Source organism: Morganella morganii (assembly GCF_019242955.1).
GTDB lineage: Bacteria > Pseudomonadota > Gammaproteobacteria > Enterobacterales > Enterobacteriaceae > Morganella > Morganella sibonii.
Genome location: NZ_CP066129.1, coordinates 3,065,804 through 3,083,391, shown reverse-complemented (window position 1 = coordinate 3,083,391; position 17,588 = coordinate 3,065,804). Strand labels below are relative to the sequence as shown.

General features: G+C 49.9%; 19 protein-coding genes and 1 riboswitch. Of the genes, 12 read left to right on the top strand and 7 right to left on the bottom strand.

All coding sequences use genetic code 11. The features are described from left to right. Positions 1–15: 15 nt before the first annotated feature. Genes JC793_RS14700 through JC793_RS14690 form a run of 3 tightly spaced genes read right to left on the bottom strand, consistent with a single transcriptional unit; the run spans position 16 to position 1,493 of the window. Complete coding sequence (locus JC793_RS14700) at positions 16–426, bottom strand: hypothetical protein (RefSeq protein ID WP_218426523.1); 411 nt, start codon at positions 424–426, stop codon at positions 16–18. Between the two features lie 29 nt (positions 427–455). Beyond that, positions 456–860: a hypothetical protein gene (locus JC793_RS14695; protein WP_218426522.1), complete on the bottom strand. Its 405-nt coding sequence runs from the start codon at positions 858–860 to the stop codon at positions 456–458. A gap of 24 nt (positions 861–884) precedes the next feature. Then, positions 885–1,493 (bottom strand): peptidoglycan recognition protein family protein, encoded by a 609-nt coding sequence (locus JC793_RS14690; protein WP_025152735.1) that lies wholly within the window; start codon positions 1,491–1,493, stop codon positions 885–887. Between the two features lie 256 nt (positions 1,494–1,749). Between JC793_RS14690 and hcp the strand changes: the two genes are divergently transcribed. The 4 genes from hcp (at position 1,750) to JC793_RS14670 (ending at position 6,390) form a co-directional block, all read left to right on the top strand. Next, positions 1,750–3,402 (top strand): hydroxylamine reductase, encoded by a 1,653-nt coding sequence (gene hcp, locus JC793_RS14685; RefSeq protein WP_046894541.1) that lies wholly within the window; start codon positions 1,750–1,752, stop codon positions 3,400–3,402. Between the two features lie 66 nt (positions 3,403–3,468). Continuing rightward, positions 3,469–4,476, top strand: coding sequence for an NADH oxidoreductase (gene hcr / locus JC793_RS14680; protein WP_218426521.1), 1,008 nt, complete (start codon positions 3,469–3,471; stop codon positions 4,474–4,476). A 128-nt stretch (positions 4,477–4,604) separates the two neighbouring features. After that, a complete protein-coding gene (locus tag JC793_RS14675; RefSeq protein ID WP_166708367.1) occupies positions 4,605–4,994 on the top strand; it encodes a nuclear transport factor 2 family protein in 390 nt (129 codons plus the stop codon). A gap of 87 nt (positions 4,995–5,081) precedes the next feature. Next, positions 5,082–5,254, top strand: a riboswitch (M-box (ykoK) riboswitch). Between the two features lie 74 nt (positions 5,255–5,328). Further along, positions 5,329–6,390: a magnesium transporter gene (locus tag JC793_RS14670; RefSeq protein ID WP_218426520.1), complete on the top strand. Its 1,062-nt coding sequence runs from the start codon at positions 5,329–5,331 to the stop codon at positions 6,388–6,390. Here the strand turns inward: JC793_RS14670 and JC793_RS14665 are convergent. Beyond that, complete coding sequence (locus tag JC793_RS14665) at positions 6,371–6,922, bottom strand: SprT family zinc-dependent metalloprotease (protein ID WP_218426519.1); 552 nt, start codon at positions 6,920–6,922, stop codon at positions 6,371–6,373. The genes JC793_RS14670 and JC793_RS14665 overlap by 20 nt on opposite strands. Positions 6,923–7,031: 109 nt before the next feature. Here JC793_RS14665 and JC793_RS14660 point away from each other — a divergent pair, with 109 nt between their 5' ends. Genes JC793_RS14660 through JC793_RS14650 form a run of 3 tightly spaced genes read left to right on the top strand, consistent with a single transcriptional unit; the run spans position 7,032 to position 8,196 of the window. After that, the gene (locus tag JC793_RS14660) at positions 7,032–7,349 is read left to right on the top strand and encodes an ArsR/SmtB family transcription factor (protein ID WP_218426518.1); all 318 of its coding nucleotides are present in this window, start codon (positions 7,032–7,034) and stop codon (positions 7,347–7,349) included. A gap of 1 nt (position 7,350) precedes the next feature. Continuing rightward, positions 7,351–7,761, top strand: coding sequence for a YeeE/YedE family protein (locus tag JC793_RS14655; protein ID WP_218426517.1), 411 nt, complete (start codon positions 7,351–7,353; stop codon positions 7,759–7,761). Positions 7,762–7,770: 9 nt separating this feature from the next. Continuing rightward, positions 7,771–8,196 carry a DUF6691 family protein gene (locus JC793_RS14650; protein ID WP_218426516.1) on the top strand — a complete coding sequence of 142 codons (426 nt, stop codon included), beginning with the start codon at positions 7,771–7,773 and terminating at the stop codon, positions 8,194–8,196. A gap of 230 nt (positions 8,197–8,426) precedes the next feature. Here the strand turns inward: JC793_RS14650 and metK are convergent, their stop codons facing one another. Beyond that, a complete protein-coding gene (metK, locus tag JC793_RS14645) occupies positions 8,427–9,581 on the bottom strand; it encodes a methionine adenosyltransferase (protein ID WP_107679011.1) in 1,155 nt (384 codons plus the stop codon). 667 nt (positions 9,582–10,248) lie between these two features. On the opposite strand from metK, the gene speA reads away from it, so the two are divergent. Both speA and speB read left to right on the top strand, forming a co-directional pair. Next, positions 10,249–12,153, top strand: coding sequence for a biosynthetic arginine decarboxylase (speA, locus tag JC793_RS14640; RefSeq protein WP_046894532.1), 1,905 nt, complete (start codon positions 10,249–10,251; stop codon positions 12,151–12,153). Between the two features lie 75 nt (positions 12,154–12,228). Further along, complete coding sequence (speB, locus tag JC793_RS14635) at positions 12,229–13,152, top strand: agmatinase (RefSeq protein ID WP_052926896.1); 924 nt, start codon at positions 12,229–12,231, stop codon at positions 13,150–13,152. Between the two features lie 82 nt (positions 13,153–13,234). Here speB and JC793_RS14630 read toward each other — a convergent pair whose 3' ends face one another. Beyond that, complete coding sequence (locus JC793_RS14630; RefSeq protein WP_218426515.1) at positions 13,235–13,564, bottom strand: hypothetical protein; 330 nt, start codon at positions 13,562–13,564, stop codon at positions 13,235–13,237. Between the two features lie 37 nt (positions 13,565–13,601). Next, positions 13,602–14,297: a peptidoglycan recognition protein family protein gene (locus JC793_RS14625; protein ID WP_218426514.1), complete on the bottom strand. Its 696-nt coding sequence runs from the start codon at positions 14,295–14,297 to the stop codon at positions 13,602–13,604. A 251-nt stretch (positions 14,298–14,548) separates the two neighbouring features. On the opposite strand from JC793_RS14625, the gene JC793_RS14620 reads away from it, so the two are divergent. From JC793_RS14620 to JC793_RS14610, 3 genes are all read left to right on the top strand, one after another. Next, the gene (locus JC793_RS14620) at positions 14,549–15,328 is read left to right on the top strand and encodes an acetoin reductase (RefSeq protein WP_052926895.1); all 780 of its coding nucleotides are present in this window, start codon (positions 14,549–14,551) and stop codon (positions 15,326–15,328) included. Positions 15,329–15,425: 97 nt separating this feature from the next. Next, positions 15,426–16,349, top strand: coding sequence for a LysR substrate-binding domain-containing protein (locus JC793_RS14615; RefSeq protein ID WP_218426513.1), 924 nt, complete (start codon positions 15,426–15,428; stop codon positions 16,347–16,349). Positions 16,350–16,423: 74 nt separating this feature from the next. Then, positions 16,424–17,521: a Fic family protein gene (locus JC793_RS14610; protein WP_218426512.1), complete on the top strand. Its 1,098-nt coding sequence runs from the start codon at positions 16,424–16,426 to the stop codon at positions 17,519–17,521. The last annotated feature ends 67 nt before the right edge of the window (positions 17,522–17,588 follow it).

Genomic DNA, 17,588 nt, shown 5'->3' with positions numbered 1-17,588 from the left:
GAGAGGGCAGATATGTCAGCAATCGGGTTCATCACCGCATAAATAAGAATCAACCCATTCATTCTTTTCGCGGAACAGGTAGATATATTTACCATCAGGAAAGCGGATATCGCCGGCACCGCTTGATGATATTCGCCATTCACCTGTCTGACCATTTTCAAGTTCAAGATTGCCGTATGAAATACAGGATGAATAATAATCATGATCCCATGACATGTCTGATGATGTCTCTGCTGACCGGAAGTAATTGATCAGTTGTTCTTTATTTGGTGTGAATTTTTTACAGGTAGTAACTTCGCCCGCAGGGGGATTTTTTGTGACAGTGATTCCTGAATTTTCTATCTCTATATTTTTTACAGACATAGCATTCATAATAGCCGGCACAAAAAACAGGACAAATAACAGGATATCTCTTCTCTCTGCCATAGTGCTGTATCCGCTTTAGTTTACCGCTATTAACACCCGGGATCAGGATTTGGCTCATCACCTAAACCATAAGTGCAGGCATTCGGGTCTTTCCACGCGTTATCTTTATAGAAAAAATAAACAGAACTGCCGTCATTCAGAATAACTGATGCAAGGCCACTTGACTGAAGTGTCCATTTACCGGATTGTCCATCCTTAAACTGAACGCTTCCGTATGAAATGCAGGCAGAGTAATAATCATGCAACCATCTGTTTTCTTTCGACTCTTCAGCGAGTTTAAAAAATGTTATGAGCTGTTTTTTCTCCGGAATAAAACTTTTGCATGCTTCTTTTTCATAGATATTATCTTCTCCGTCATAAATAGCACCGGATTCAATTATTTCAATATTTTTTACAGACCTGGCCTGAGTCATTACAGGTAATGCAAAAAACATAACGGTGATAATCGCTATTTTTTTTTACCATGATGCTGTACTCGCTTCTGTTTTATTCTTTCGTCCCACATCAGGATGCCGGTATATTTCGTCAGAGGAAATATCTAATGTTTCGATTAACTCAGCGATAAGCCACTTAAGAGATGCATTTTGTTTTGAGTTAACATTTTCATATTCATATGTTTTTTTTCCTTCCTGGCTATACGCGTTACCAACTATTTCAATCCCGATACTATCGATATTGCCGGGATAACGTTCAGGGAATACTCTGGATTTCTCTGTATCAGATATATCTTTAAATTTTTTCCCTATTTCTAAATCAGCCATCTTCTTTAACTCAGAAGGCTCACATTTCTTTGTAATCAGGCAGCGGGATCTCATTTGTCCCACATGCCATGTTGTTTTAAACAGCGAAGCCGTCTGATAAATCACGCCTTCTTTATCAATTAAGAAGTGAGCACCATTACTGCCGGCATGGCTGTAACTGTTAAAGACATGTGTTTCAGCAGGCGTACCAGTCTGGTGCACAATAATACCGTTCACTTTATCCATCGGGTCGCGCTCGATTTTACTGAATCGCTTAATGGTAATGCGGTTTGATTTTACTAATCCGTTATCATCAATATATAACATTTTATCCATCCTCTGGTCAGTTGCCTTACCGGTTTATATCACGCCGCCGGATCCCAAACTATCGGACAATCCCTTAGTCAATATGATGTTTAACACACTGTAAATGTTAATCATTCGCGATAGTGATGTGTCGTGCCGGTTAATTTTTGCTTTAGATCAAGCAAAGCAATGATAGTCAGGAAAACCCCTTTTCACCGGTCTGAAATGGCGTATTCTTATGTTGCATATAAAATACAACTTATAAGGAAGCAAGAGCATGTACTGTGTGCAATGTGAACAAACGATGCGTACGCCTGTGGGTAATGGCTGTGCCTATGCTCAGGGCATGTGCGGTAAAACCGCAGAAACATCTGACTTACAGGATCTGCTGGTGGCAGTGCTGGAAAGTCTTTCAGCGTGGGCGGTTGCTGCGCGTGAATCAGGTATCATCGATCACGACACAGACAGCTTTGCGCCGCGTGCGTTTTTCTCCACATTAACCAACGTTAACTTCGATTCTGATCGCATCATCGGTTATGCGCAGGAAGCGATTGTGATGCGTGACAGCCTGATGAAACGCTGCCTGGCGAAAAATCCGGCACTGGTTGTGAATCACCCGTTAGCAAACCTGCAACTGAAGGGCACGGATATTGCGTCACTGGTGAAACAGGCGGATGAATTTGCCCTGAATAAAGATAAGCAGGCTATCGGTGATGATATTCACGGTCTGCGTATGCTCTGCCTGTACGGCCTGAAAGGGGCGGCGGCGTATATGGAGCACGCTCATGTGCTGGGCAAATACAGCGATGAGATTTACGGCCAGTATCATGAAATCATGGCGTGGCTGGGTACTGATCCGTCTGACATGGGTGAACTGCTCAACCAGTCCATGGCGATTGGTATGATGAACTTTAAAATCATGGAAATGCTGGATGCCGGTGAGACTGAAGCTTATGGTCATCCGACTCCGTCTTCCGTGAACGTCCGTCCGGTGGCAGGTAAAGCGATTCTGATCTCCGGTCATGACCTCAAAGATCTGCATATGCTGCTGCAACAGACAGAAGGCACCGGTGTGAATATTTACACCCATGGTGAAATGCTGCCTGCACACGGCTATCCGGAACTGAAAAAATACAAACATCTGGTCGGTAACTACGGCAGCGGCTGGCAGAATCAGCAGACTGAGTTTGCTAAATTCCCGGGCCCGATCCTGATGACCTCCAACTGTATTCTGGACCCGAATCCTGGCAGTTATACCGACCGTATCTGGACCCGCAGTATCGTCGGCTGGCCGGGCGCGAAACACCTGAACGGCGATGATTTCAGCGATATTATCGCACAGGCTCAGGCGATGGACGGCTTCCCGTACAGCGAAATCGAGCACCTGATCACCGTCGGTTTCGGCCGTGAAACGCTGCTCAATGCCGCAGATACCGTGATTGACCTTGTTGCCACCGGCAAACTGCGTCACGTGTTCCTCGTCGGCGGATGTGACGGCAGTCGCGGTGAGCGCAGCTACTACACTGATTTTGCCCGTCAGGTTCCTCAGGACTGTCTGATTATGACTCTGGCCTGCGGTAAATACCGTTTCAACAAGCTGGATTTCGGTACTCTGGAAGGTTTACCGCGTCTGCTTGATGTCGGTCAGTGCAACGATGCTTACTCTGCCATTATGCTGGCCGTGAAACTGGCTGAGAAACTGGGCTGCGGCGTGAATGATCTGCCGCTGACACTGGTGCTCTCCTGGTTTGAACAGAAAGCGATTGTGATTCTGCTGACCCTGCTGGCGCTGGGCGTGAAGGATATCTTCACCGGTCCTACCGCACCGGCATTCCTGACAGACAATCTGCTGAATGTACTGAATGAAAAATTCGGTATGCGTCCGATTACCACTGTAGAAAATGATTTACACGCTGTGTTAGGCGCGTAATTGCTGTAACTGTTAGCACCGGAGAGGGCGGTAACGCGCTCTCCGGCACGGAGTCAGGAGAGCCCGATGACAATGCCGACGTCTTTATGTCCGAACCGCATGCAGGTCCATTCTGTCAGGCAGGAAACCCCGGATGTGTGGACTATCAATCTGATTAACCACGATTTTTATCAGTATCACGCAGGGCAGTATGCGCTGGTGAGTATCCGCAACAGTGATGAGACACTGCGTGCTTATACCTTATCGTCCACACCGGGACTGAGCCCGTTCCTGAGCCTGACGGTACGCCGTCTTGATGACGGACAAGGATCCGGCTGGCTGACCGGTGAAGTGAAACCGGGTGATTACCTGTGGCTGTCTGATGCACAGGGTGAATTTACCTGTGATGCCCGCCCTGCAGAGCGCTATCTGATGCTGGCAGCCGGTTGCGGCGTGACACCGGTAATGTCGATGACCCGCTGGATCCTGCATCGTCAGCCTGAGAGTCAGGTGACAGTGATCTTTAACGTGCGTGATAAGCAGCAGGTGATTTTTGCACAGGAATGGCAGCAGTTGCTGACTGCATTCCCGGCCCGTCTGCGTCTGATTCTGATGGTGGAAAACAGTGATGAGACGGATGAATTGTTATCAGGCCGGTTATCAGAAGAAAAACTGAAATCCCTGATCCCGGATATCGCACAGCATACCGTCATGACCTGTGGTCCGGCGCCGTATATGAAAAATGTGCAGACATTCTGTCAGGCGCTGAATGTGGATCCCGGCTGTTTCTTTATGGAGCGTTTCGGGCCGGAGCCGGAAGCAGAAGCCGGAGAGCAGATGGTCACTATGACTATTCAGTCTCCTTTGCGTCAGGTAAAAGTACCTGTCGGTATGACGCTGCTGGCGGCGATGGAAGCCAACAGTGTGCCGGTGATGGCGGCCTGCCGCGCCGGTGTCTGCGGCAGCTGTAAAACCCGCATCCGCAGCGGTGAATACACCACCACCAGCACCATGACGCTGACCCCGGAAGAGATCGAACAGGGTTATGTTCTGGCGTGCAGCTGTCAGATTCAGGGCAATGTTGAATTAGCCTGATTGAGAATCATTCTGTATAATTGCAAAAAAGCGCCATTTTTAGTGGCGCTTTTTATATTTCCGGCAGAAAAACGGCCGGTTTCCCGCTATGCTGTAAATGTCATCATAATAAAAAAGGATTTTCAGCAATGAATAAGACAGAATTTGTAACCCGTGCCCTGACTGACGTTCTCGGTGAACATATCGGTGATGAATCCCTGGTGGAACAGTATTTTTCCCGTGATTATGTTCAGGTAGTGAATGGTCAGACAATTGAGTTCCCCGCGTTTCTTGCCCATCTTAATGCCCTGAAAATGGCGACCCGCAATATTACGATTGAGATTAAATCCATCGCAGAAGGCGAGTCCTGTGTACACACGCAGCATATCGCGAAGGCGGAAAAAGTCAGTGGAGAACACGCCGCCTTTGAGGTTTTCGCCTGTTTCCGTCTGGCAGACGGTAAAATTGTCCGCTGTGAGGAAGTGACACGGCAGCTGACCGGTGATGAGAGCGATAATGATCTGGGTTCCCGGACCTGATTTGTAACCTCAATAGTTTCTAAACGAAAAGCTGATAGTCCTCGCCATATAATTTCTGAGCGTTATAATTCGCGCCGCATTTAAGGTGCAGTATCTCGTTAGGCGAGGCTCCTATACAAACAAAGGTTGCTGATCTGACGACGTCGAGAGACGCCCAAGATTAGGACAGGTTATATCGAACAGAAGGTATAACCCGAGGTAACTTCCCGCAGTCTGCGGGATACGTTGTATAGTGCTAAAACCGAGACGTGAGATAGCCTACGCATTCTCTCATCTGGTTTCGCCCCTATTGGAGTGCTGTTTGAAGTCCATAACAGACATAGGGTCACACATCATGAAATTAACCAACTACGAAAAAGCGGATACGCTGGTCATTTCCGCGCCATCCGTTAATCCGCCACACCATACCGAACGTCCGCAGCGTAATGATGAAGACGCCGTCAGTGCTTACATGAGTCAGGCGTATATCCGCGTGACCGTGTCAGACACGATTGCGGCCGTCAAACACACGCTGCGTGAGGAACTGGACGGTGAGCAGATCCCCACTTATTTATATGTACTGGATGAGGATAATTACCTGAATGGTATCCTGCCGGTCAAAGCCCTGCTGACCGCAGCGGAAGATACGTTTGTCGCGGATGTGATGCGCCAGACCTATTTCTCTGTGTCACCGGAGCAGTCCCGGCACGACGTGTACGAGCTTATCAACAACAGCGGGATTGATACTGTACCGGTGGTACAGTTTGGCAAGCTGGCCGGTATTCTGCGTCCGCAGGATATCGCGGAACTGATTGAAGATGAGAATACCCAGGATGCGGCATTACAGGGCGGCTCTCAGCCGCTGGATGAGCCTTATCTGAGCACCAGCCCGTTCACTCTGTGGCGCAAGCGCGCAGTCTGGCTGCTGATGCTGTTTGTGGCGGAAGCCTATACCGGTACGGTGCTCAAGGCATTTGAGGAGCAGCTGGAAGCGGCTATCTCACTGGCTTTCTTTATCCCGCTGCTGATCGGCACCGGGGGTAACAGCGGAACACAGATCACCTCGACGCTTGTCCGTGCGATGGCACTCGGAGAAGTCAGCCTGCGCAATATCGGCGCGGTGCTGCGCAAAGAGCTGTCCACGTCACTGCTGGTTGCCTTTACCATGGGATGTGCGGGGATGATCCGTGCCTGGTTCCTGGGTGTCGGGCCGGAAGTGATGATGGTGGTCAGCCTGACACTGGTTTGTATCACGGTCTGGAGTGCGGTGGTATCTTCCATTATCCCGATGGTGCTCAAGCGTCTGAAAGTGGACCCGGCTGTTGTTTCCGCGCCGTTTATTGCCACACTGATTGACGGCACCGGGCTGATTATCTACTTCGAGATGGCCAAGCTGATTATGACTGATCTGGTATAAGGTCGCCGGGGGATGATATTGCAGCCGCATTGTTATCCCACACCAGCGTACTTTTACACTGACGGCACAGGTACTGACTTTCCCCGCGTAACACTTTGTTGTGACGGCGGACTGTCAGTTCATGTGCCGTTTTGCATTGGCAGCGGTAGGTAAATGTCCGGCTGCGGACGGAAGTCACATCGAAGCGGTGTGTGCGGACGGCCGGGACACCCAGCACGTCTGTCATCATCCACTGCCATTCCCGCCCATGGGGGGCAACGCGGCCGAAACGACGGTAAACCAGCAGATGTGCCAGTTCATGAGGAACCACATCCTGTATGAATTCATGGCCGTTTTCAGTCAGTAATACCGGGTTGAGGCGGATTTCCCATGTTTGCAGGCGGGCACTGCCGGCCGTGGTACCGCGCTGACGGTAGTTCAGTTCAGGTTCCGGATAATCTGTTTTCAGCGCCAGACGGGCGCGGGTCAGATAATCACGCAGGGTCTGCATGCATGCCTGCTGTAATGCGGTGGGGATTCGGATCGGTTTCATAACCGGAAGCTTAGCGATACCGCTGTAAAGCTGCAACCGTTATCAGCATGTTGTATATGTTGCAAAATAATATTATATTAAATCATATAATGTCGTAAGGAATTAATTCATGACACCAACACAGCTTACCGATATGCAGGAAGCCGCCGCAGGCGTTGCTGCTCTGCTGAAAACACTGGGAAATCCGGATCGTCTGTTGCTGCTCTGTCAGCTGAGTCAGGGGGAATGCAATGTCAGCGAACTGGAGGAGCGGACCGGCATCAATCAGCCGACGTTATCACAGCAACTGACGGTGTTGCGTAATGAAGAACTGGTAAATACCCGGCGTGAAGGAAAACGTATCTATTATTCCGTGGCAGATGAAAAAGTGCTGATATTGCTGACCACGCTGTATCAGCTTTATTGTCCTGAAAAACAAGGGAAATAATATGGTGATTGATAGCGCGGCGTTTACGCCGGTCAGTGCGGCGCTGGGCGGGCTGATGATCGGCATCGCGGTTGCGGTACTGCTGCTGTTTAACGGGCGGATTGCCGGTATCAGCGGGATCTTCGCCAATATGCTCACAAAACAGAGCGGCTGGCGGATAGCATTTATTGCCGGACTGGCAGGTGCACCGTGGATTTACATGCTGTTTGCCGGACAACCGGATGTGGTGATTGCAGCGGACTATCCGCTGCTGATCACTGCCGGTCTGCTGGTCGGTTTCGGCACCCGGCTGGGTAACGGTTGTACCAGCGGGCACGGTATCTGCGGTATGGCGCGGCTGTCAAAACGATCATTTGCTGCGGTAGCGGTGTTTATGGTCAGTGCCTTTGTGACTGTCTGGCTGATGAAATAAGGACGCACTATGCCTGTTATCACTGCATTAATCAGCGGAATTCTGTTCGGCCTCGGGCTGCTGGTGGCCGGGATGGGAAACCCGCAGAAGATTCTGGCGTTTCTGGATATTACCGGCAACTGGGATCCCTCTCTGCTGATCACCATGGCGGTAGCGATGGCGATCAGTATGGTTGCCTTTGCCGTGGCCAAAAAACGCAAAAAGACGGTATGCGGTACACCGCCGGAGTTACCGGTAAACAGCAAAATTGATAAACGGTTACTGACCGGCGCCGTGCTGTTTGGTATCGGCTGGGGACTGGCGGGGATCTGCCCGGGACCGGGTATTGTGCTGGCCGGTATGCTCAGTATTAAGGGCTTGATATTTACAGCATCAATGACTGCCGGGATGGTGATTTTTGCGCTGTATTCATCATGTCAGCGCGGAAAAATATAGTTTTTCACCGATTCTGCGCATAAAAAAACCGGCTTTTCAGCCGGTTGAGATTGCAGACAAAGCAGGATAAAACGTGGTTTTTCCTGCTTTGTGTTATCAGCTGAAAATCAATAAATTGATTTTCCTGGTTTATTTTTACAACCTCTGTCGGTCGTCGCCAACCCCTGCGGGTTTGTCAACGGCCTGAACCGGCTTTTCAGCCGGTTTTGTATGTCTGTTAAAGCAGTAAATTATTTCAGACCGGCGGCTTCGCGCAGCTGTTCTGCTTTGTCAGTTTTTTCCCACGGGAACTGAGGACGGCCGAAGTGACCGTATGCTGCGGTTTCCTGATAAATCGGGTGCAGCAGATCCAGCATCTGAATCAGACCATACGGACGCAGGTCGAAGAACTCGCGCACCAGCAGTGTCAGTTGCTGGTTGGAGACTTTACCGGTACCGAAAGTTTCTACCATAATAGAGGTCGGCTCTGCCACGCCAATCGCGTAAGACACCTGGATTTCACAACGGTCAGCAAGACCGGCTGCGACAATATTTTTTGCCACATAACGGGCGGCATAGGCTGCGGAACGGTCAACTTTTGACGGGTCCTTACCGGAGAATGCACCACCGCCGTGACGTGCCATACCGCCGTAAGTATCGACGATGATTTTACGGCCGGTCAGACCGCAGTCACCCATTGGTCCGCCGATAACGAAACGGCCGGTCGGGTTGATGAAATATTTGGTGGTCGGGTCCAGCCACTCCACCGGCAGAACCGGCTTGATGATCTCTTCCATCACGGCTTCATGCAGATCTTTCTGAGAGATATCCTCTGAATGCTGGGTTGACAGAACAACCGCATCAATCCCGGCGATTTTGTTGTCGTCGTAACGGAACGTGATCTGGCTTTTCGCATCCGGGCGCAGCCATGGCAGAGTTCCGCTTTTACGGACCTGAGCCTGGCGCTCAACCAGACGGTGAGCATAGGTGATCGGTGCCGGCATCAGCACGTCAGTTTCATTTGAGGCATAACCAAACATCAGACCCTGGTCACCGGCACCCTGCTCAAGCGGGTCTGCACGGTCAACACCCTGGTTGATATCGGCAGATTGTTTACCGATGGCGCTGATCACCGCACAGGAGTCAGCATCGAAGCCCATGGATGAGCTGGTATAGCCAATCTCACGGACTGTGCGGCGCGTAATGTCTTCAATATCAACCCAGGCCTTGGTGGTGATTTCACCGCCGACCAGAACCATACCGGTTTTGACATAGGTTTCGCAGGCAACACGCGCTTTGGGATCTTGTTCTAAAATCGCATCAAGGACTGCATCCGAAATTTGGTCGGCAATTTTATCCGGGTGTCCTTCAGATACGGACTCAGAAGTGAAAAGATGTGTAGTCATTATTTTTCTCTACCTTAAGTGAAGTGAACTTTCGGTACATTGATGGATGTATTAACTTCTAGACGGCTATTCTAGTTTAAAATCGGCAGTGGTTCCAGAAATTTTATAGTGCCTCCGCTTTTTTCACTGGTTTTTTTCGCTTTCCGGAATGTGTTACCGGACTGTTTTCATTTTTTACACTTATCTGTCATTTTGATTTTGCATTTTTGTGTCATAACCGGTATAAACTGCTCCCGGTAGCTGTGAATTTTTCTTCAGTTATAAACGGCAGAAACTCAGGTTTTCTGTATGATTCAGGCGGGGGTTACGGCGTGTAATCCTGTGTGGGGGTAAATGGGTTAATGAACCATTATCTGCTGCTTGTTGACGTTCAACAGCCACGTGCCTTACAGCATGTGTCCGCGTCCTTTTCTGTTCTCTCTTCCTCTCTGACTGACACGTGCTCTGCACGGTGTTTTCCGTATCCGTTACACTCAAACAGACCGGATAACGCAAGCAGGCGGGTCACTCTGCGGTAAGCCCGTAAATCTGTGTCCGGTTTTTGCCGGATGATGTAATCCATTTTGAATTTTTACTTGTCAACAGGACAGATTTATCCCACGGTGAAGGGGGATAGGCGTATGTCAGCCATACAGGTAAGTTTCACTCCAGAATCAGGAGATGACTAATGAATGATAATATCGCGCTGAAGATGCAGCAGACCTATAACATCGCATACTGGGGCGGCAGCTATTACGGTGTGAATGACCTCGGTCATGTCACCGTCTGCCCGAATCCGGATATGCCGCAGGCCTCCGTTGACCTGGCTGAACTGGTCAACCGTGTTCAGAAAGAACGGGAACACATCCGTCTGCCTGCATTATTCTGCTTTCCGCAGATTTTGCAGCATCGTCTGCGCTCAATTAATGCCGCGTTCCGTCGTGCCCGCGAATCTTATGGTTACAAAGGTGATTATTTTCTGGTTTATCCGATTAAGGTTAACCAGCAGCGGCGCGTGATTGAAACCCTGGTCAATGCCGGAGAGCCGCTGGGGCTGGAAGCCGGTTCCAAAGCCGAGCTGATGGCGGTACTGGCACATGCCGGTATGACCCGCAGTGTCATCGTCTGCAACGGCTATAAAGACCGTGAATATATCCGTCTTGCTCTGATGGGCGAGAAACTCGGTCACAAAGTCTATCTTGTGATTGAAAAAATGTCTGAAATTGCCATGGTGCTTGAAGAAGCCAAAAATCTTGATGTGGTGCCGCGCCTGGGTGTGCGGGCGCGTCTGGCTTCTCAGGGCTCCGGCAAATGGCAGGCCAGCGGCGGTGAGAAATCCAAATTCGGCCTGGCTGCCACTCAGGTGCTTCAGCTGATTGATATGCTGCGTCAGGCAGACAGCCTGGAGAGCCTGCAACTGCTCCACTTCCACCTTGGCTCACAGATGGCAAATATCCGCGATATCGCCACCGGTGTCCGTGAATCCGCCCGTTTCTATGTCGAACTGCATCAGCTGGGTGTCAATATTCAGTGCTTTGATGTCGGCGGCGGCCTCGGTGTGGACTATGAAGGTACCCGTTCTCAGTCTGACTGTTCGGTAAACTACGGTTTGAATGAGTATGCCAATAATGTGATCTGGGCTATCGGTGATGCCTGTGAAGAGCACGGTCTGCCGCATCCGACGGTGATCACCGAATCCGGCCGCGCACTGACGGCTCACCATACGGTGCTGGTTTCCAATGTGATCGGCGTGGAGCGTAACGAGTTCTCCCCGGTGGAAGCCCCGGCGGAAGATGCACCGCGTCCGGTTGCCAGCCTGTGGGAAACCTGGGAAGAGATGCAGACCAAGGGCAACGCCCGCTCTCTGCGCGAATGGCTGCACGACAGTCAGCTCGACCTGCACGATGTCCACACGCAGTATGCACAGGGCATGCTTTCCCTGACTGAACGCGCCTGGGCGGAAGGGCTGTATCTGAATATCTGCCGCCGTATCCAGCAGGATCTCGATCCGGGTAACCGCGCACACCGTCCGATTATCGATGAGCTTCAGGAACGTATGGCGGATAAATTCTATGTGAATTTCTCGCTGTTCCAGTCACTGCCGGATGCGTGGGGGATCGACCAGCTGTTCCCGGTACTGCCGATCGAGGGGCTGGATAAGCCGCTGGATCGCCGCGCGGTACTGCTGGATATCACCTGTGATTCCGACGGGATTATCGACCATTATGTTGACGGCGACGGCGTGGCAACCACCATGCCGATGCCGTCTTATGACCCGGAAAATCCGCCGATGATGGGCTTTTTCATGATTGGTGCCTATCAGGAAATCCTCGGTAATATGCATAACCTGTTCGGTGACACTGCGGCACTGGATGTGTATGTCGGTGAGAACAATCAGGTTCGCTATCTGGAAAGTGAAGAGGGCGATTCCGTGGCGGATATGCTTCAGTATGTGAAGCTCGATCCGAAAATTCTGCTCGAACGCTTCCGTGATCAGGTGAAAATCTCTGATCTGGATGAAGAGGAGCAAAAAGCCTTTACCGAAGAGTTCGAGAGCGGTCTGTACGGTTATACGTATTTGGAAGACGAATAGCTTATAAGATGAATAATACCCGGCGGAATAATACGTCCGGTTTTGTGTCAGTAAGACATTGATAAAGGAATCATTATGATTAACAGCACATTAGGCAATCAGACCGATAATTCACTGGTCTCTAATGCGTTTGGTTTTCTCCGCCTGCCGCTGAATTTCCAGCCGTATACCAGTGATGCGGACTGGGTGATCACCGGTGTTCCGTTTGACATGGCGACTTCAGGCCGCGCCGGTTCCCGTCAGGGACCGGCAGCGATCCGCCAGATTTCAACCAATCTGGCCTGGGAAGGTAACCGCTGGCCGTGGACATTCGATATGCGTGAGCGTCTCAATGTGGTGGACTGCGGTGATCTGGTGTTCGCGTTCGGTGATGCGCAGGACATGAGTGATAAGTTGCAGGCGCACACAGAGAAAGTGCTGGCGTCCGGTAAAAAATGTCTCTCTTTCGGGGGCGACCACTTTGTTACTCTGCCGCTGCTGCGCGCACATGCCAAACATTTCGGTAAGATGGCGCTGGTACATTTCGATGCTCATACCGATACTTATGGTAACGGCAGCAAGTTTGACCACGGCACCATGTTCTATCATGCCCCGAATGAGGGACTGATTGACCCGGCGCATTCCGTGCAGATTGGTATCCGTACCGAGCATGAAACCGATAACGGTTTCACCGTGATCGATGCCGCGCAGGTTAATGACCGCACGGTGGATGATGTGATCGCTCAGGTGAAAGCGATTGTCGGTGACATGCCGGTTTACCTGACTTTTGATATCGACTGTCTGGACCCGGCATTTGCCCCGGGCACCGGTACTCCTGTTATCGGCGGTCTGACAACCGATCGCGCGCTGAAACTGTTGCGCGGTCTTCAGCCGCTCAATATCGTCGGGATGGATCTGGTGGAAGTGGCACCGGCGTATGACCAGTCTGATATCACAGCGCTGGCCGGCGCAACTATCGCACTGGAAATGCTCTATCTCCAGGCCGCGAAAAAAGGCTGAAACCGGTTTTACCACCGTTAAAACAAAAGACCCGCAACTGCGGGTCTTTTTACATCAGGCAGATAAATAATAAATATAGTGGTTACTTACCCGACATAGCGTCTGTCAGCAGTAAAATATGAGGGGCGCACTGTGCATCAGAACATCCCCTGTACAGGGTTTTATTTCCGCTGGTCAGTGTCATAATTCCGCCGCCGTTAAGGGAAAATTGCCAGGGTTGCCCGTCAATAGTCATCTTTCCTGATACATCACATGGGGTCTGATAAAAAAGAGAGTATGGCTCTTCCGGATACGCCCGGCTCAGCATAAATACCGCCTGAATAGTATTACTATCCGGATTCCAGCTGCGGCAGGCTGCCGAGAGTGTATTATCGGTGGTTTCCTGCAATATTTTTTCAACCGGAGACGTCATACGAATATCCGGTGCTTTATCTGCTGCACAAGCGCTGTTAATTCCCGCCAGAATAAAGATCGCCACCTTCACCGGCAGTTTTATACGAAATTTTGTCATGTTCATAAATATCTCTGTCTGTCAGATTATATGTCTTCTGTAATTTTTTAATAAGAAATTTGATTGATTTTTTCTGCTGAGCAGTTGCCTGATCCCAGCTTTTTGTTGACTTGCTATATTTACCGACAACTTCAATTCCCAGGCTGTCTGTATTGATCGGATATCGGTCAGGATAATTTTTTGTTTTTTCATTGGTATGAATTTTATCTGGTGACCAGCCGAAATCTTTTATCTTTTTTGCTTCTTCTGCACTACACGTACCTTCTTCCATACAGCGCGCACGAACCTTTCCGATATGATAAGTATATTTATCGGTATTTGCGGTTTGTTTTATTGTACCGTCTTTATCAATAATAAAGTGTGTCCCGATGGCGCTGGATTTGAAAGTGGCAATTGCTGAAGCCATAGAAGCACCGCCGGTACGGTGAAGTACAACAGCATTGACGGTTGTGATACTGCCCTGTTCAATTTTTGATATGATATCTTTTGTAATTTCCGGATCAGATACGAAAGGTAAATCACCCAGCTGTTCGTTAATAAGGCCGGTACTTTTTGATTGTTGCCCTGTGTTTGTTAACTTATTATCATTTAATAAATCATAATGATCAGATTTATTTACTTTATCAGATAACATATATAATCCCTCACAGTGAGTTAATCCTGATATAGTAAAAACTATAGAAATATATACTGATTGTTATCGGCATAATCCTATTTACCTGATAAGTATACGATAGCGCGATATTTGTTGATCCATAGCGTCTTATTCGAAACGGAGGGTTGCTCATTCTGTGCTTACCGGCTTGCAACCCGGGTAAAAACGCGTATGTTTTTAAATGAGTATTAATATCATAACGAAATACCTCACTCATTAAGGAGCACATCATGGCACTAACGGGTAAAGTGATTCTGGTTACCGGCGCTGCGCAGGGGATTGGTCGTGGTATCGCATTACGGTTAGCCAAAGAAGGGGCGGATATCGCGCTGGTGGATCTGAAAGAAGAAGGGCTGGCGAAAGTTAAAAAAGAAGTGGAAGCCCTGGGTCGTAAAGCAGCGACATTCACCGCAGATATCAGTCAGCGCGATCAGGTTTTTGCGGTTGTTGATAAAGCAGAAAAAGCGCTGGGCGGTTTTGATGTTATGGTCAATAACGCCGGTATCGCACAGGTTAAAGCGATTGAAGATGTTCTGCCGGAGGATATGGATCGTATTTTCCGTATTAACGTCGACGGTACCATGTGGGGAATTCAGGCCGCAGCGGCCAAATTCAAAGCACGCGGACAGAAAGGGAAAATCATTAACGCCTCATCCATTGCCGGGCATGATGGTTTTGCCTTACTCGGCGTCTATTCCGCCACTAAATTTGCGGTCCGCGCACTGACACAGGCAGCGGCCAAAGAGTTCGCCAGCAGCGGCATCACCGTGAACGCTTACTGTCCGGGTATCGTCGGTACAGATATGTGGGTGGAAATTGATGAGCGTTTCTCTGAAATCACCGGCGCGCCGAAAGGGGAAACCTACAAAAAATATGTCGACGGTATTGCGCTGGGCCGTGCTCAGACACCGGATGATGTGGCAGCACTGGTTTCTTTCCTGGCAAGCGATGACTCGGATTACATCACCGGTCAGGCGATTCTGACCGACGGTGGTATCGTTTACCGCTAAATTATTGCGTTTATATTCACAGACATCCGCCGCATGCTGAATGCGGCGGATTTTTTTATGTATACTGACCAGCAGGATAACGCTGCGGGTGACAGGCATGAAATACGATCTGAATGACCTTTATTATTTTGTGAAAGTGGTGGAATACGGCGGATTTTCGCCGGCAGGAGAAGCACTGGGCATTCCGAAATCCCGGCTCAGCAGGCGTATTGCTGACCTGGAACAAAAACTGAATATCTCACTTATCTACCGCTCCACCCGTCAGTTTCATGTTACTGAGGTCGGGCAGGCTTTCTACCAGCAGTGCAAAAACGTGATTGATGAGGCGGAAATTGCTGAAGAGATTATCTGCTCGGTACAGGGACATCCGCGCGGCAGCGTGAAGTTTTCCTGTCCGGTCGCACTGTTACAGGCCTATCTTCAGGATCTGCTGACCGATTTTATGGTGAAATATCCGGATATTGATGTGCAGATCCTGGCGGTTAACCGTCCGGTGGATGTGATCAGTGAAGGGTTTGATCTTGCACTGCGGGTGCGCTCTCTTCCGCTGGATGATTCCGGACTGACCATGAAAGTCCTCGGATATTCACGCCGTGTGCTGGTCGCCTCGCCGCTGTTATTTGCCGGAAAAGCGGCACCGCAGCATCCGGATGATCTGACAGAATTCCCGATCCTCGCCAACAGCGAACAAAAACAGAACTACACGCTGACACTGACCAGCGAAGACGGCAGCAGCATCACCAAACACCTCACGGCACGCCTGGCCACAACGGATGTCATGACACTGCATCGTGCGGCATGCAAAGGGCTGGGTATTGCCCGGCTGCCGGAAGGTGTGGCGCTTAACGATTTGAATGCCGGGCGGCTTGTCCGTGTCCTGCCGGACTGGCAGTTCCCGGAAGATGTGATCCACGCGGTTTTCCCGTCCCGCAAAGGGTTATTACCTGCTGTGCAGGCGCTGCTGAATTATCTGGCGGAGCATGTTCCGCAGACGGCGGCGTTTTCGGGGGCGGGGGGATAGTGAGGCAAATAATCATTCTATTCGCCTCAATTAGTGAGTAGAATAGCGGTGTTATTCTACTCATCGGAGGCAGTATGTGGATATGGGAACATCATAGCTGGCCCGGATTTACGTATGATTTGCAGCAGTTACTACCGCTGCTGCGGGAAGCTGCATTTCTTCAGGGTGATTTATACGGCAGCAATAAAGCGCTTGATCTTGCTGAAGATAAGATACTGGATACGCTTCTGGCAAATATTATCTACTCAAGTGATATTGAGGGAGAAAAACCGGATGCCCGTTCTGTCAGATCATCACTGGCGAATCACCTTGGTATTTCTGAGGAGGTCTCTTATCCGGCGGATAAACGTACGGAAGGTCTGGTGGAGTCAGCTCTGGATGCAATCAATAATCCCGGTGAACCGCTTTCTGCGGCTCGTCTTCTGAAATGGCATACCTGGTTATTCCCTGAAAATGACAACCTTTTTAACCGGACAACCGGAGGGTGTTTCCGTTCCGGAGCCGTTCAGGTGGTATCCGGCAGGCTGGATAAACCGGTCATTCATTTTGAGGCCCCTCCGGCGGATCGGGTGGATGCAGAAATAAACGCATTTATCACCTGGTTTAATGAAAGCAGAGATAATCCCGGTATTGATCCCGTTTTACGGGCAGGTATTGCCCATTTGTGGTTTCTGACCATTCATCCTTTTGAAGACGGGAATGGCCGGATTGGGCGTCTTATTATGGATCTGGCACTGGCTCAGGCAGAAAACAGTACTGTGCGGTTATATGCAATGTCGCAGACCATCAATGAGCACCGTAAAGAATATTATAATGTGCTGGAGCAGACACAACGGCAGGGAACGGACATTACGCCGTGGCTGAGTTGGTTTGTGAAAATGCTGGTGGTGTCTGTCGGCGCAACGCTGGCGCAAATCAGGCGGACACTGGAAAAAACCAGATACTGGCACCGGTTTGATCAGAACCGGCTGAAACCGGAGCAGGCCAAAGTACTGAACCGGATGCTGGACGGTGATTTTTCTGACGGTGTTAATAACCGGCAGTATATGTCAGCAGCAAAAGTCAGTCGCGCCAGTGCAACACGGCATCTGGCTGATTTGGTTGAGTCTGGTTATCTGACAGAAAGTGAAAGCGGGGGGCGCAGCAGCCGCTATTGTCTGAATAAAGGATAATAAGAGGATGAGGCAAATAACCACGCTATTCGCCTCATTTTGTGAGGCAAATAACGGACGTATTTGC

Coding starts and splice junctions, on each gene's coding strand:
- JC793_RS14700 (WP_218426523.1), bottom strand. CDS start 426: ATGGCAGAGAGAAGAGATATCCTGTTATTTGTCCTGTTTTTTGTGCCG.
- JC793_RS14695 (WP_218426522.1), bottom strand. CDS start 860: ATGTTTTTTGCATTACCTGTAATGACTCAGGCCAGGTCTGTAAAAAAT.
- JC793_RS14690 (WP_025152735.1), bottom strand. CDS start 1,493: ATGTTATATATTGATGATAACGGATTAGTAAAATCAAACCGCATTACC.
- hcp (WP_046894541.1), top strand. CDS start 1,750: ATGTACTGTGTGCAATGTGAACAAACGATGCGTACGCCTGTGGGTAAT.
- hcr (WP_218426521.1), top strand. CDS start 3,469: ATGACAATGCCGACGTCTTTATGTCCGAACCGCATGCAGGTCCATTCT.
- JC793_RS14675 (WP_166708367.1), top strand. CDS start 4,605: ATGAATAAGACAGAATTTGTAACCCGTGCCCTGACTGACGTTCTCGGT.
- JC793_RS14670 (WP_218426520.1), top strand. CDS start 5,329: ATGAAATTAACCAACTACGAAAAAGCGGATACGCTGGTCATTTCCGCG.
- JC793_RS14665 (WP_218426519.1), bottom strand. CDS start 6,922: ATGAAACCGATCCGAATCCCCACCGCATTACAGCAGGCATGCATGCAG.
- JC793_RS14660 (WP_218426518.1), top strand. CDS start 7,032: ATGACACCAACACAGCTTACCGATATGCAGGAAGCCGCCGCAGGCGTT.
- JC793_RS14655 (WP_218426517.1), top strand. CDS start 7,351: ATGGTGATTGATAGCGCGGCGTTTACGCCGGTCAGTGCGGCGCTGGGC.
- JC793_RS14650 (WP_218426516.1), top strand. CDS start 7,771: ATGCCTGTTATCACTGCATTAATCAGCGGAATTCTGTTCGGCCTCGGG.
- metK (WP_107679011.1), bottom strand. CDS start 9,581: ATGACTACACATCTTTTCACTTCTGAGTCCGTATCTGAAGGACACCCG.
- speA (WP_046894532.1), top strand. CDS start 10,249: ATGAATGATAATATCGCGCTGAAGATGCAGCAGACCTATAACATCGCA.
- speB (WP_052926896.1), top strand. CDS start 12,229: ATGATTAACAGCACATTAGGCAATCAGACCGATAATTCACTGGTCTCT.
- JC793_RS14630 (WP_218426515.1), bottom strand. CDS start 13,564: ATGACGTCTCCGGTTGAAAAAATATTGCAGGAAACCACCGATAATACA.
- JC793_RS14625 (WP_218426514.1), bottom strand. CDS start 14,297: ATGTTATCTGATAAAGTAAATAAATCTGATCATTATGATTTATTAAAT.
- JC793_RS14620 (WP_052926895.1), top strand. CDS start 14,549: ATGGCACTAACGGGTAAAGTGATTCTGGTTACCGGCGCTGCGCAGGGG.
- JC793_RS14615 (WP_218426513.1), top strand. CDS start 15,426: ATGAAATACGATCTGAATGACCTTTATTATTTTGTGAAAGTGGTGGAA.
- JC793_RS14610 (WP_218426512.1), top strand. CDS start 16,424: ATGTGGATATGGGAACATCATAGCTGGCCCGGATTTACGTATGATTTG.